Consider the following 15012-nt stretch of genomic DNA (forward strand, 5'->3'; position numbering starts at 1 on the left):
TTGTTACAAAATTTATAAACCGAAGAGATTGATATTACCGGGGAACAGGGCTGTCCATGACTCAACAAATCACGTCTGAAATTATTGATTCTTTCACCAGCCAGCTGGAAGAGCACCCGATCTACGAAGCGATTGCCACGCTGGAAGATCTACAGCGGTTTATGGAACACCATGTCTATTCGGTCTGGGATTTCATGTCGCTGGTCAAGTATTTGCAGGGAGTAATCGCGCCCACCGGTGCGCCGTGGCTGCCACGTGGCGATGCGAGCGTGCGACGGTTTATCAATGAGATCGTGCTGGAAGAAGAATGCGACGAAACTGCCGACGGCGAATTCTCCAGTCATTTTGAACTGTATCAGACCGCGATGAATGAAGTCGGTGCCAGCACGCAGCCCCTGCAGGAATTTATCAAGATCGTCGATCAGCAGGGAATTGAAGCGGCACTGCAGTATCCCGATCTACCGGAACCATCGCGTCAGTTCACAACCAAAACGTTTGAGTTCATTGCAGATGGCGCACCACACAAAATCGCTGCCGCGTTTGCTCTGGGCCGCGAACACATTATTCCCGGCATGTTCCGTTCGATTCTGAAACAGACCGGCGTCACCGAACAGCAGGCCCCCGTGTTTCACTTCTATCTCAATCGGCACGTCGAACTGGACGGCGACTTCCACGCACCGCTCTCACTGCGACTGCTTAACGGGCTGTGTGACAATGACCCTGCGAAAATACAGGAAGCCATCTCCGCAGCACAAGCCGCCGTGGAAGCACGACTGCGATTATGGGATGGCGTGCTGGAGAGTATTCAGGCGAAAGTGTGAGATACAGGTATTACGGGAACTCTACCGAAAACGAATTCTGCGACTGTTTTCACTTTTATAAGTCAACAAACTCTTTCTCTTGCGGCATTGCACCATGACTTATCCTGCATTCAAAGCGGCTCTGGCTCACGTATCTCCTGTGTTCCTCAATAAAGACGCGACGGTCGAAAAATCCTGTTCGCTGATTCGTGAAGCCGCCCGCAACGGGGCGCAGATGATTGTGTTTCCCGAGACGTATATTCCCGCGTTCCCGGTGTGGTGCGCGTTGCAGGCACCGATTCATAATCACGATCTGTTCTGCGAGCTGGCGGCGAACTCGATCAAGGTCGATGGTCCCGAACTGGCTCAGATCGCAGAGACCGCCCGCGAATGTGAAATGTTTGTCTCGATGGGCTTCAATGAAGGAACCACCGTCAGCGATGGCTGCATCTGGAACGCCAACGCGCTGATCGGCGATGATGGCAATATCCTGTGTCACCACAGGAAGATTGTGCCGACCTTCTACGAAAAGCTGGTCTGGTCTCCCGGCGATGGTGCGGGCCTGGAAGTCTGTGCGACGCGTCTGGGACGACTGGGCATGCTGATCTGTGGTGAGAATACCAATCCGCTGGCCCGGTTCACGCTGCTGGCCCAGGGAGAGCAGGTCCACATGTCAACATACCCGCCGGTCTGGCCTTCACACGATCCCGCCGTCCATGAAAACTACGATCTGAAAAATGCGATTCTGATCCGCGCCGGGGCGCATTCATTCGAAGGCAAACTGTTCAACCTGGTGGCCGCCGGTTATCTGGATCAGTCAGCCTTTGACCTGCTGAAACAGCGAGATCCCGATTCAGCCCGCATCCTGGAAGGCAGCCCGCGCGGTATCTCGGTGGCGATCGGCCCGAATGGCACGCCGATCAGCGAGATCATGCAGGCAGACGAAGGCCTCCTCTACGCCGACATCGACCTCTCCCAATGCGTCGAACCCAAACAGCTCCACGATCTGGCGGGAGGCTACAATCGGTTTGATATTTTCCAGTTGACCGTAGATCGCAGGGCACAGCGTCCCATCCGGTTTCAAACGGAGCACAGTTCGCAGAACGATGAAACGTCTGAGGGTGACACGCTGACCTTTCGCTCCTGACAGGGGAGGCGAGACAGGCTGACCTTACTTTTGTGTCAGCGTGGCATTTTTCCCGGTGAGTGTTTCCGCAGAATAAACATGGATGTCCTGCTGAGGAAACGGTATCGAAATATTCGCCTGGTCGAAGCGACGTTTCACTTCGCGGGTGACCGCGGTTTTTACATCCCACCAGTTTTCTGTTTTCGCCCACGGACGACAGACAATATTCACGGAGGAATCTGCCAGGGCGTGCGTGACCACGACAGGTGCGGGATCTTTCAGAACCAGTTCGTTCTCTTCGAGCACTTCTTTGATAATCTGTTCGGCCTGTTCGAAATCGTCGTCGTACCCGATGCTGAATTCCAGGTCGACGCGTCTGACTTTATTCGCCGTAATATTGGTGATCACATTATTCCAGATGGAATTGTTGGGGACGTGAATCGTCTGATTGTCAAATGTTCGAAACGTTGTGGAAACCAGGTTCATCTGCCTGACGGTTCCGGTAATCCCCCCGGCTGTCACCACGTTCCCCACATCAAAAGGACGGTTAATCAGAATCATCAGGCCGCTGGCAAAGTTGCTCAAGGTTCCCTGTAACGCCAGCCCGACGACCAGACCAGTGGCACCAATGGCGGCCAGAATAGGTGTCACATCAACTTCCAGCGCCGTGAGTGCAACGGCAAAACCGATGAGAAAGATAATATTCTTAATCGTGCTGCTGATCAGATTTTCGGCGAGTTGCGTCAACCTGACCTTACGCTCCAGGATCCAGCGTACCACCCCGGAACCAATTCGGGCAACCAGCCAGGTGATCAGCAGCGTTGCAATAAATTTACCGACGTTCCAGGCCATCCGCTGACCGCCTTCCTTGGAGATGATCCAGCCTTTGATCCCGGACCAGGTGGCACTGGCATCAGACGTGTCCAGTTCAATCCCCGATACAGCAGCAATATATTTTCGGTAGGTCTCGACATCCCCTCCCTTGAGGGCCAGTGAGGTCAGCACAATTTCCAGCCGATCGCTCAATGCAGTCCGTTCGTCCTGCAGTTTCGTCAGATTGACCAGAAACTGTTCTTTCATTACTTCTGCGGTATGGGTGGGTGTTGAGTCTACTTCTGGTGCGGTCGCTTTTCCCGTATCATCTGTTTCTGAACTGCCGGCAACCTGCTCTTCTGCGGTTGTCTTTTCGGCCTCGGTCTGATCCGGTTTGGCGGCGTCCACGGCCACATCTACACCCAGGTTTTCCTGTGCTTTCTTGACCAGATCTTCTTCTGTTTCCTTCGCCATCTTGTCAGCAGTCTTCTGAACGGATTCTGCTTTCTTCAGTGATTCGAGGGCCTGCTGATCATCGTCGGTACTGATCGCTTCGTTGGTTTTCTTAACCCCCAGCCGGGCGGCGGCGATCTGACGCGCCTTGTTGCGTAATAATTTAAACCAGGCATCTGCTTCAACCTGCAGTTCCTGCCTGGTGAGAGGCCTGACCATAATTTTCAACTGGTCAAGTGGAATCGTGGGGTCGATCGTGGTAAACGGTTTCAGGTCTTTTGCGGGTTGAGACGATTGTACCTCTTTTGCCTCTTCTGTCTTTTTACCTTCTTGCGCAAACACCGGCATACATGGGACAAAACAGCACACAACCAGCATCAACAGCAGCTTTTCAATTCGCACGTTCAACTCCAGAATCACATTAGAATATTTTTATCTTGGCGCACCGACCAGGTCGGTTTTTTTTATAGTAGCATATTACAGCCAACCCTCCAAAAAATTTTCAAAAGGTGCTCTCACTGCCTGAAGATCTGACATGCTGTCACTGTTTATTCAGAAAACTTTTGAAACCAGGTAGCTGAATTTCTCGAGCTTACGTTATATTTCCGTAAACTTAAGGAGGCATTTCACCGAAATTCAGTTCATCTTCACCAGATATCAGGCAGCCATTTCATGACAACAAACTACGACCCTATTGCTGAGCAGTATAAACGGTCTAAACAGCAGCCCTGGCGCACATTTATTGAATGTTACACGCTGCTGGAGCTGGCCGGTGATCCGCAGGGTCTGTCCGTTCTGGATGTCGCATGCGGCGAAGGCTTTTATACACGCATGCTCCGTGAACGTGGTGCCACACATGTGATGGGCATCGACCTGTCGCAGGGCATGATCGAACTCGCACAGAGACAGGAAGCGCAGAACCAGCAGGGAATTGAATTTATCGTCGGTGACGCACGGGAGCTGCCGGTATCCGAACAGTTTGATCTGGCTGTCGCCGCCTATCTGCTGAATTATGCTCGCACGCGTGACGAACTGCAGTCCATGTGCAACGGCATCGCGAATGCACTGAAGCCGGGCGGACGCTTTGTTACCGTCAACAGCAGCCCGATGTTTCACTTTCCCGGCAGCCCGTCGTTTCGTCACTTCGGCTTTGAAACGTCTGCCAGCACAGACTGGCAGGAAGGCACGCCAATCACCTGGACCTTCCACCTGGATGACGGTCCGTTTGACATTGAAAACTACCATTTGACGGCGGACACCCACGAGGCCGCCTTCCGCACAGCCGGCTTTAATGAAGTCCGCTGGCATGCCCCGCAACTCTCATCGGACGGCCTGACAGACAACACGCCGGAATACTGGTCCCCCCTGTTAACGAATTCTCCCATCACATTCATTGAGTGCGTGAAATAGCTTCCGCCCGGAAGCAGACGCCCCCATTTCGGTCCCAGAAGAATTTTCCGCCCCATTAATCGTCCTCACAATAGTTGTCTTGACAAGTATTGTCGAAACGTCCATAATTTCAGACATGACAGCATCCGTGCCCCAACCCAATATCGAACAGGTTCAGTTTGACTCGCCGGAACAGGAAGTCTACCTGCAGCTCTGGCGGACGTACGACTGCCTGAAGGCCCTCGAAGAAGCCCTGTTCGTGCAATATGACCTGTCGGCACAGCAGTACAACGTACTGCGTCTGCTGCAGGCCGTCGCTCCGGGCACGATGCAGACGATGGAACTGGGTAGGCGGCTGATTTCGCGCGCCCCAGATACCACACGGATGCTGGATCGACTGGAAAAGCGATCTTTCATCCAGCGGAGTCGGCTTCCTGAGAATCGGCGGGTCGTGGAAATCGCCATCACAAAGCAGGGCCAGGCTCTGCTGGAAAAAATGGCCAAAGCGGTTGTGAAGATGCATCAGAATCAACTGGGGCATCTGACCATGTCACAACAGAAGCAGCTCGTCAAACTCCTGAAACGCACCCGGGAACCGCATGAAGATGCGAGTTGTGACTGGCTGAAATCGGAATGATCGACCGGGCAGCGCATTCTTGTCGATCAAAGTGATAAAGTAAATCGAGATACTGAGATGACGAATCAGCCGTGGTGGAATTCTGTGAAAAAACTGTGGCCCTTTGGTCTCTGGCTACTGGCATTCTATACGGTCTGGCTGACGATCCTCATCGCCACTGACGGCTGGCAGTCACTGCAGCATCACTGGCCGATTGCACTGGCGATGGCGTTGGGTTCGTATATCGCCGGTTCCACTCCCATGGGTGGGGGAACCGTGGGTTTTCCCGTGCTCGTATTACTGTTTGACATGCCAGGTTCCCTGGGACGCAACTTCGGACTGGCCGTGCAGTCGATCGGCATGGTATCAGCTGCGATCTATATTTTCTCGGCACGACGACCGCTCGACTGGGGACTGTTACGGCCCGCGCTCGTCGGTGCACTCATTGGTACGCCCCTGGGTGCTGTCTGTGTCGCACCGTTTGTACCTGACTTATGGGTCAAGCTGACATTTGCCGTCGTCTGGTGCAGCTTCGGCATTATGCATCTGCTGAAAATGCGCGAGCTGGTTTCAGCGACGGGAGTCAGTGATCGCTGGCGGACCTATGACCGGCTGCTGGGCCTGGCAGTCGGTCTGTCCGGCGGCATCGTCGCTTCCATTACCGGCGTAGGGATCGACATGATGGTCTATGCGACACTGGTGCTGCTGTATCGTGCGGATCTGAAAATTGCAATTCCGACGTCAGTGGTCATCATGGCGTTTGCGTCGGTCGTGGGAATTACGACAAATGTGATTCTGTCGCACATCAATCCCGGCCTGTATTACATGGACCCCGAAGTATATGCCAACTGGCTGGCGGCCGCCCCGATTGTCGCGCTGGGCGCACCCTTTGGAGCGCTGGTGGTGAATCTGATTCCCCGCACGCCGACACTGTTGCTGGTTTCCCTCTTGTGTATCGGGCAGTTCTTCTGGACGATTGCGCATGAAAATGTCTCCGGATTGGTTCTGCTCTGTGCCATCGCGGGTGTGCTCGCGGTCAACGGAGTCTTTCACCTGCTCTACCGCTGGGGACGCAACGAAGACGCCTTCCCGGCACTGCAACAGAACGCGGTGGAAACGTCTGCGGTTCAACTCGCCAGTGAAGAAAACGCAAGCTGAAATATCGCTACTCCGTATATCTGCGAAACAGAATACCTCGCAATTCATTCCGAAGCAGCGATTCCCGCTTGGCTCATGTATTCTTGTTGAGTAGTATGAACGGCAACAGTTCAAAGACACTCCCCCTGTTGACGATCAGAAGAGAACCGAATTCATGAGCAATGCGAAGAAGCTGGAATCGATGCTCGAATTCCTGTGCAATGATGTTTACGAGGCCCTTTCAGACAATCTGGACAAGATTCTGGAATATACAGGCCCAGGTAAACTGGGAGATCGTATTACCGGACTGTTGCAGTTAGCGATTCAGGACGAGGGTACACTCCTCAAACCAGCGATTAATGCTTCCGCAATCAACAGTGTTCTCACAATTATACGCGACGGCATTCTTGCCGATACGGAAGTTGCTGACTCAGAACTACAGGTCTCTGCGGAACTGCTGAAACATTCCCTGCATCGTTTCAGTTTCATGGAAGATTACAAACAATATCTCTATGGCTGTAATGCAGAAGAGTTTCGGGAACTATTGATCCAGTGGGAAGCAGACAACAGCTGGCTCGGTGGTGCGATTCTTGACGGAGCCGTGATTGAACCCTTTCGACTGTTGGTCATGATTGCCTGCGATATCAAAAAAACTCCTGTTTTATTTCAGTCTTACAGTAAAATCCTGCGGCTGACGGCGAAAATCATCCTGAATGCCAATGGAATTCAAAAGGAAGACCAGACATATTTTGCTCAATTGAGTAAGGGCCTGTCCGAGATTGAAGCAGCAATCTGTCAAGACCTGGAGACCGAAGCTGAGCAGCGCAGCACACAGGAGTCAGTTGGTTCCGAGAAAACAACCAGTCAGATCACTCCCGAAGAATCATTAAAACAGGGGCTGCGGGGACTCAACGCGCTGATCGGTCTGGATGCGGTCAAAGCGGAGGTCACGCGGATGGCGAACTTTCTGAAAATCCGCCAGCAGAGACAGGAAATGGGGATGCCTGTCGCTTCGCAGACACTGCACTTCGTCTTCACGGGAAATCCGGGGACCGGGAAAACGACGGTCGCCCGGATCATCGCCAAGATCCTGTATGGCTATCAGATTTTAAAGACCCCCAATTTTATCGAAGCCGACCGGGCGACAATGGTTGGCGGCTTTATCGGTCAGACGGCGATCAAAACCAACGAAGTCATCGCGAAAGCCACCGATGGCGTGCTGTTCATCGACGAAGCCTACACACTGGCAAAATCGGGTAGCCAGGATTACGGACAGGAAGCCATCGATACGATCCTCAAGAAAATGGAAGACCTGCGGGAGCGCCTGGTCGTCATCGTCGCCGGCTATCCAGTCGAAATGGCGGAGTTCATCGAATCCAACCCGGGGCTGGAAAGCCGCTTCAGCCGCTATATTGTGTTCGAAGATTATCACGTATCAGATCTGTGTCTGATTTTTGAACTGATGTGCAACGCCAATGCGTACCAGTTGACGCCCGCCGCCCGCGGCAACCTGGCGATCCTGCTCAACCGGGTCTTCACCGACCGCGATCAGAATTTCGGGAATGCCCGCCTGGTCCGCAACGCCTACGAACGCACGCTGGGCAATCATGCCGACCGCCTGGCGATGAGCACCGAGCCGATCACCCGCGAAGCACTGTCGACCATCGAAGCAGTCGACCTCCCGTTTCGCATTGCAAAAGGGATGACAGGCCCCGTCGATCTGAAGACTTCTCGCTGGAGAGTGAACTGCCCGCACTGTGAAAACACGACCATCGCGAGTCTCCCCTTTCTGGGACAGATCGTTAAATGCAATGCCTGCGACACCCGCTTCCGCTGCCCGTGGTGGAACCTGGACCGCGATTCAGTCCCCGGCTTAAGCGGTTTTGAACTCTACGAACGCCCGAGTGATCTGGATGGATACGATATTCAACCTGAGGAAACGACCGCGCAAACTTAAGAAAGGTCGAACCATGTTGACTGTATTGAAACGCATCTGTTTGTGCAGCCTGGCTTTGAAGCGGGCTTTCTGAAAGCTGAATATCAGATTGTGCAGTTAATTACCGACAGGAAAACAACCGGGGCTAACGACGTTCAAACATCTTTCGATCAAGATTATAAGCCGACTGGCGCCTTACCCCTTTACTGTTTTTCCACACTATAAACACCCGCTCAATTTATAACCGTTCTTACTAAACTAAAACGCATTTTTTCGGTCCGGACAAATAAACTGCAGTCAAATTCTCACAACGAATCGTTTATACTGAACTCAGCGAAACACCAACCTGCGACTCAATCGAGAGGAGAAATCATATGACCGCCCCACGTATTACCCGTCGCGAAGCACTGCAGACAACGGCTGCCCTGGGAGCGGGGCTCTGGCTGGGAACATCGACGCAACCGACGCGGGCTGCTGCGAATGAGAAAATGAATGTTGCGGTGATCGGCATTGGTGGTCGCGGGGTGGCGAACCTGAATGGAGTCGCCAAAACCGAAAACATCGTTGCGCTGTGCGATGTCGACGACAAACGGGCGGGCAAAGCGTACGAGCGATTTCCCCAGGCGAAAAAATACGCCGACTACCGCCGCATGCTGGATGAGATGGAAAACCAGATTGACGCAGTCGTCGTGAGCACTCCCGATCATACGCACTTCCATCCCTCCATGATCGCGATGACGATGGGCAAGCATCTGTACTGTGAAAAGCCGATGGCTCATTCAGTCTGGGAAGTGCGCGAGATGACAAAACTCGCTGCTAAGAACAAGCTGGCGACCCAACTGGGCATGCAGCGACACGCGCTGGCCAACATGCATCGGGCTGTCGAACTGATCAAGTCGGGCACGATCGGCGATGTGAGTGAAGTCTACAGCTGGATCAGTTCCACGCGAGGTATGCCCCCTGAGCCGGTCAAAACGGCCCCCGTTCCCGAAACGCTGGACTGGGATTTGTGGATCGGTCCCGCGAAGTTCCGTCCTTACGCGGTCAACTCCAAAGGGGAAGGCGCGCTGGCACCGTACAACTGGCGGTTCTGGTGGGATTACGGCACCGGGGAGACCGGCAACTGGGGCTGTCACATCCTGGACATCCCTTTCTGGGCGCTCGATCTGAAATATCCGACCCGCGTCGCCGCCTCGGGACCAAAGATCGACGCCGAGCGCACGCCGACCGAAATGTTGACGAGCTTCAACTTCCCGGCCAACGACAAACGGGGTCCCGTGAAACTGCACTGGTCGCAGGAGAAGAACGGACCGACGATTCTGAAAGAAAAGGGACTCAGCCTGAAAGGAGCCAACACGCTGTTTGTCGGCTCCAAGGGCATGCTGCTGACCGGGTTCGGCTCATTGAAACTCTTCCCCGAAAAATCGTTCGACGGTTTCAAAGCACCTGAACCATTCATTCCCGATTCGCCCGGCTTCTACAAAGAATGGACAGATGCCTGCAAAGGGGGCAGCCCCGCGACCTGTAACTTCGACTATTCGGGACCGCTCTCAGAAACCGTGCTGCTGGGCAATACCGCCTACCGCGCAGGAGGCGGCTTTGACTGGAATGCTGACACACTCACGGCCACCGGCAATGAGAGTGCGAAACCATTTCTGCATTCCGAATTCCGCAAGGGGTGGGAGGAGTTTACGAGTTAGAATCAGGTACTCCCATGCACGACATTCTGATTCGGGAAGCGACACCCGCGGACGCTGCAGCAGCGACCACCGTTTCTGAAACGGCGTTTGCACCGCTGCGTTCCATCTATCGTCCCACCGGCGCTGCGCTGGCCCGCCAGGCGGAACGTGCTCAGGCTGGCACACGAATCGTGGCTGAGCTGGACGGCCCCATTGTGGCAACCGTTCAATATGATCTGCATGCCGATCACATCCATGTCATCGGCCTGGCTGTCCATCCCGACTTTCAACGCAAAGGTATCGCGCGGCAATTACTGGACTGGATCTGTATTCAAGCAAAGAAACTTGGACAGCCTGCGGTCGTGCTGGATACAATCCGGGAGACAGGCAATGTCCCCCTGTTTGAAACACTGGGCTTTCGCATCACCCATGAAGAGACAGCAACCTGGTGTGTCAGCGAAACGTACCACGAACTTCATGTTGTCAAACTGGAACGCCTGGTTTAGCAGCGAACCAGAATCAGGGAACCGGCGTCATTAATCAACAGAGAACTCCGGCGGTTTCGGGCAACCGCTGATCTCTCACCTCTTTCCAATTCACAAAAGGCATGGCGGCGATGAATATTCGGCTAGCGACATTAGCGGATCTCGATGCGATGACCGAGATTTATAACGAAGCCATTCTGACGACAACAGCGACCTTCGATATGGAACCGATGACACGGGACGAACGCTTGCCCTGGTTTGAATCGCATGACGAACGGCATCCGATTTTTGTCGCTGTCGTGGACAACCAGATCGCGGGCTGGGCCTGTCTTTCCCAGTGGCGTCCTCGACAGGCTTATGCAGATACGGCGGAAACCTCGTTTTATGTCAAAGCCTCTCATCGCGGCCGGGGTATTGGGCGGCAGTTGAAGCAGGCGATCATTGAAGAAGCACGCCGCCTGGGTTATCACACACTGATCGCCGGCGTCGCGGAAGGGAACGAGGTCAGCCTGCATCTCAATCAGAGTTTTGGATTCGAAGTCGTGGGTACATTTAAAGAGGTCGGAAAGAAATTCGGCAAAGTCCTGGACGTGACCTATCTGCAACTCATGCTGAACTGACACGCGATGAAGCGCACCAGAATTCACTTCGGAATTGCACTTTCGGTCCGAAGCTGGTAAGAAAAACAGAGCGACCTGCCTGATCTCGAACTGATTACTCCTGCTCAAGAAAGACTCTGCCCATGAAACGCGCGCACGTCCTGGCTGTCTGTCTCTGTCTGTTCGTCACTTCCTGGCTGGAAGCCGCGGAAACGTCTGCCATCACTCAGGAAACCGTCATGGTCCCGATGCGGGATGGTGTGCTGCTGGCGACCGACGTCTACCGCGATCCCAGTCTCAAACAGGCACCCGTGCTGCTGATGCGAACTCCTTACAACAAAGACCGCGTTAAAAAAACGGCAGAGCGGTTTGCCACCGCCGGTTATGTCGCCGTCGTGCAGGACTGTCGCGGCAAGTTTCAGTCGGAGGGAGTGTTCTACCCTTACGATCACGAAGGCCGCGACGGCTACGATGCGATTGAATGGCTGGAGAAACAGCCGTGGTGCAACGGTCGCATCGGTATGTGGGGCGCATCCTATGTCGGTGCCACTCAATGGCTGGCAGCCAACGAACGACCGCCGGGACTGGTGACGATTGCACCGACGGCGACCTTCAGCAGTTTTTATCGCAATCTGTACCTGGGCGGTGCGATGCGGCTCTCGCTGATCACGCGCTGGGCAGCGGGAAATTCTCAGAAGCCGGAAGAGGCAACTGTCACTGACGACTGGCGGAAAACGCTGCTGCATCTGCCGATGAGTGAAATCGACGAACAGATTGGCTGGTCGATCCCCTGGCTGGAAGGCATGCTGACGCATCCACGACATGACGGTTACTGGAAGCCAACCGAGTTGACGGCTGAGATCGTCGATCTGAAACTGCCGATGCAGCATATTGTGGGCTACTACGATTTCTTCTCGCGTGAAACCGTGGGCAACTTCAGTCGAATGCAGCACTGGTCTACCGATCTGGCAACGCAGCAACGTCAGCAGCTGATCCTGGGCCCCTGGGATCATGGCTCAATCGGTCGTGCGAAAGTGGGGGACGTCGATTTCGGTGAGAACGCAGTCATCGACAAGGATGGCGAGAACCTGAAATGGTTCAATCAATACCTGAAAGCGGACTCCGCCAAAACGCCTGCCGTTGCTGTGCCTGTGAGATACTTTTCGATGGGCGATAATGTCTGGCAGGAAGCACAGACCTGGCCGCCTCAAGGTTTTACGCCGACGGCCTTTTATCTGCATTCGGAGGGCAGCGCGAATACCGGTGCCGGGAATGGCAAGCTCGATATTTGTCCGCCAGTGACTGCGGAACCTGCGGACCGTTTCCAAGCAGACCCTGCTGATCCTGCGCCTGCCTGCCCGGTGACGGAGAAACGTCCGTTGATCGCAGCGACCTGGGCTCCCGTGGATCAGCGTCCGATTGAAAAGCGAAACGACGTGCTGGTTTATACGTCAGAACCTTACACGGAGCCGCTGACGTTCGCGGGCAATGCGCAGGCAAAGCTGTATGTTTCCGCCGACACGCCTGATGCGGACTGGGTGGTGAAACTGATTGACGTCCACCCCGACGGATTCGCGCAGAATCTGGCGGTGGGAATTTTGCGCGGACGATTCCGCGATTCAGAATTGAAACCGACGGCTCTGCATCCGGGCGAAGAATACGAAATCACCGTCGACCTGGGACCGATCGCCGCCCAGATCGGAGCCGGTCATCGATTGCGTGTGGATATCTGCGGTGCCTACTTCCCGCTGTTCGATCGGAATCCGAATACGGGGGAAGGACCATTCTGCAAAGGGACGAAAATCGCGACCGAACAAGTGTATCACGATGCGGTCCGGCCGTCGCGGATTATATTGCCTTGCCGGGAGTAAGAGTTGCGGTGATCGATTGACAGGCCCATACAAATCGGGAGACAACCGGGGCTAAGGCCCTGCGGCTAATTAGAAGGAATCGGGACGACTTTCAGGTTGACTTTGGAGTCGTCAATGATGCTTAACACATCGCGACAGTATTCGTGGCAGTTGATGCAGGTATTCAGCGAATGCATGTAGGAATAGGTGGCACCATCGAGATTTCTCTCTTGCGCCATCTTCGCGAGTTTCTGTGCCTGCTTGCGGAGTTCGGTGCGATGGTGTGCATACACGGGATCTTTATGTGCCGCCCAGGCGGTGGCATTGCAGATGCTGCTGAGTTCGTTGGCGCCGCGGTGAATCTGGTCAAAATCTTTCGTGACCAGTCCATTGGTGATCTTCTGACTGCAGGCGAGTTTCGCGAGCATCAACGCGGCCTGCTGGTCGCCGGGATCGACAGCCGGTTGGTCTGATTGACTAGAGGCAGAGACTGCACCCGCGATGAAAAGTACGCCCGCTGTTACCAGTAACCATCGTTGCGTCATGCTCATTTCTGATCCTCGGAACGCGCGACAGGTAAGCCTGTGACGCAAAATAAAATGCCCTGTTGCAGGAGGCCGTCCCTGTTTTCTTAATCCATACAATCGGCCTGATACTTCATATCGGCTCTGGATATCCAATTTCTGAAATCAAGGAACAGGAAAGGCTCAAGAATCGTCTGAGAAAACGATTGAATACCTGGGAGATTGTAGATATTACATCGAATCCGTCCTGCAGAAATCCCTCCCCACCCATGCGCTTTCTTTTGCCACAGCCAGTGTGCAGGGCTGAGTCTATCTTCTTTTCTGACGAGAATCTGGTAAAATGATGTGCGAACGAATTTTAAAGCAGGCCGAATCTGCATTCCTCAAATGGGTCACCCAGCTTAAAGAGTCCTAGTATCTCGGGTACGAGCGGCATTGGACCAGGCTTACAGAATTGATGTGGCTGGTTATATTGATAAGAGCTCATCCCTGATGGCCATCAGGGATGAGCTGCGACTTTGTAGATCGTCGAGTCCTGGGTGCTGATAGACACCGTGGGTCAGTTGGATCGCAGAGCCGCATCGTTTTCAACCCGAACAGTCGCTAGAGCCACTCAGGTGAGCTCGTATTTTACTAGGATGGGACACACGATGAAAGACTCCTCTTCAATTTCTGTGGTTGGCATTGATGTTTCTAAAGATTCACTCGATCTCTTCCATACGATTAATGGCCAGCAGCAGAAGATCGCTTATCAGCAGGATTCCCTCAAGCTGCTTGCCCGGCAGATCATCAAGCTCAACGCAACCGTCGTCATGGAAGCCACGGGTGGCTACGAAAAGAAACTGGTCAAATATTTACAGAGCCAGGGAATTGCATGTGCCGTGGTGAATCCGAAGCTGATTCGTGACTTTGCCAGAGCCTGTGGGAAGCTTGAGAAAAACGATGCCATCGACGCCAGGATCATCGCCTCTTTTGGACAGATGATGCAACCGAGGACGATGGGAAAAATCGATCGAAACAGGGAGAAACTCAAGTTGCTGGCAACTCGTCGAGAACAGGTTCAAAGTATGATTACCCAGGAATCCAATCGTCAGCAGCAAATTGAGGATCGGCAAATTCGGGCCTTCATTCAACGGGCGATCCAACTCTATCAGAAACAGCTTAAAAAACTGGACAATGAAATGCTGAAGGTCATTGAAGCCGACCAGACCATGAAACAGAAGTCCGAAATTCTGCTCTCTGCGAAAGGTGTCGGCCCGGCAACAACCGCTAACCTGATTGCCGGGCTGCCTGAACTCGGGCAACTGAATCGGCAGCAGATCGCCAAGCTCGTCGGCCTGGCTCCTCTCGTTCGGGACAGTGGCAAATTCAAAGGGCAGCGCAGAACATATGCCGGCAGAAGCCAGATACGGCGGATCCTTTATATGGCGACCTTAGTAGCCACGCGCTGGAACAGTCGCATCAAAGCATTTTACTTGTCCTTATTGGAAAGAGGTAAACCGAAGAAGCTGGCCATCACAGCCTGCATGAGAAAGTTTATCACCATCCTGAATTCCATGATGAAAAACAATCAGACGTGGGATCAAAATCTTCTTGCTTCTTGAC

At 53.7% G+C, this 15012-nt stretch carries 13 protein-coding genes; 11 read left to right on the forward strand and 2 right to left on the reverse strand.

Translation table 11 applies throughout. The annotated features are described in order from the left end of the window. Positions 1-56: 56 nt before the first annotated feature. Positions 57-821, forward strand: coding sequence for a DUF3050 domain-containing protein (locus GmarT_RS23995; protein ID WP_002649285.1), 765 nt, complete (start codon positions 57-59; stop codon positions 819-821). Positions 822-915: 94 nt separating this feature from the next. Continuing rightward, on the forward strand, positions 916-1947 hold the full coding sequence (locus GmarT_RS24000; protein WP_002649284.1) for a carbon-nitrogen hydrolase family protein: 1032 nt from the start codon (positions 916-918) through the stop codon (positions 1945-1947). Between the two features lie 24 nt (positions 1948-1971). On the opposite strand, the gene GmarT_RS24005 is transcribed toward GmarT_RS24000, so the two are convergent. Further along, on the reverse strand, positions 1972-3594 hold the full coding sequence (locus GmarT_RS24005; RefSeq protein WP_197998146.1) for a mechanosensitive ion channel family protein: 1623 nt from the start codon (positions 3592-3594) through the stop codon (positions 1972-1974). A gap of 270 nt (positions 3595-3864) precedes the next feature. Between GmarT_RS24005 and GmarT_RS24010 the strand changes: the two genes are divergently transcribed. The 8 genes from GmarT_RS24010 (at position 3865) to GmarT_RS24045 (ending at position 12904) form a co-directional block, all read left to right on the forward strand. Beyond that, complete coding sequence (locus GmarT_RS24010; RefSeq protein ID WP_002649674.1) at positions 3865-4602, forward strand: class I SAM-dependent methyltransferase; 738 nt, start codon at positions 3865-3867, stop codon at positions 4600-4602. Positions 4603-4717: 115 nt separating this feature from the next. Beyond that, on the forward strand, positions 4718-5218 hold the full coding sequence (locus GmarT_RS24015) for a MarR family winged helix-turn-helix transcriptional regulator (RefSeq protein ID WP_002649673.1): 501 nt from the start codon (positions 4718-4720) through the stop codon (positions 5216-5218). Positions 5219-5275: 57 nt separating this feature from the next. Next, complete coding sequence (locus GmarT_RS24020; RefSeq protein ID WP_002649672.1) at positions 5276-6355, forward strand: sulfite exporter TauE/SafE family protein; 1080 nt, start codon at positions 5276-5278, stop codon at positions 6353-6355. A gap of 154 nt (positions 6356-6509) precedes the next feature. After that, entirely contained in the window at positions 6510-8291 is a 1782-nt protein-coding gene (locus GmarT_RS24025; RefSeq protein WP_002649671.1) for an AAA family ATPase, read from the forward strand. Positions 8292-8644: 353 nt separating this feature from the next. Then, complete coding sequence (locus tag GmarT_RS24030; protein ID WP_002649669.1) at positions 8645-9970, forward strand: Gfo/Idh/MocA family protein; 1326 nt, start codon at positions 8645-8647, stop codon at positions 9968-9970. A 14-nt stretch (positions 9971-9984) separates the two neighbouring features. Then, complete coding sequence (locus GmarT_RS24035; protein WP_002649668.1) at positions 9985-10455, forward strand: GNAT family N-acetyltransferase; 471 nt, start codon at positions 9985-9987, stop codon at positions 10453-10455. Between the two features lie 110 nt (positions 10456-10565). Next, the gene (locus tag GmarT_RS24040; protein ID WP_044240590.1) at positions 10566-11054 is read left to right on the forward strand and encodes a GNAT family N-acetyltransferase; all 489 of its coding nucleotides are present in this window, start codon (positions 10566-10568) and stop codon (positions 11052-11054) included. A gap of 122 nt (positions 11055-11176) precedes the next feature. Next, positions 11177-12904, forward strand: a complete 1728-nt coding sequence (locus GmarT_RS24045; protein WP_002649666.1) for a CocE/NonD family hydrolase — start codon at positions 11177-11179, stop codon at positions 12902-12904. Positions 12905-12969: 65 nt separating this feature from the next. On the opposite strand, the gene GmarT_RS24050 is transcribed toward GmarT_RS24045, so the two are convergent. Continuing rightward, positions 12970-13428 (reverse strand): hypothetical protein, encoded by a 459-nt coding sequence (locus GmarT_RS24050; protein WP_002649665.1) that lies wholly within the window; start codon positions 13426-13428, stop codon positions 12970-12972. Positions 13429-14057: 629 nt separating this feature from the next. On the opposite strand from GmarT_RS24050, the gene GmarT_RS24055 reads away from it, so the two are divergent. After that, positions 14058-15011 carry an IS110 family RNA-guided transposase gene (locus GmarT_RS24055; RefSeq protein WP_002643830.1) on the forward strand — a complete coding sequence of 318 codons (954 nt, stop codon included), beginning with the start codon at positions 14058-14060 and terminating at the stop codon, positions 15009-15011. The last annotated feature ends 1 nt before the right edge of the window (position 15012 follow it).

The sequence above is a fragment of the Gimesia maris genome (genome assembly GCF_008298035.1).
GTDB lineage: Bacteria > Planctomycetota > Planctomycetia > Planctomycetales > Planctomycetaceae > Gimesia > Gimesia maris.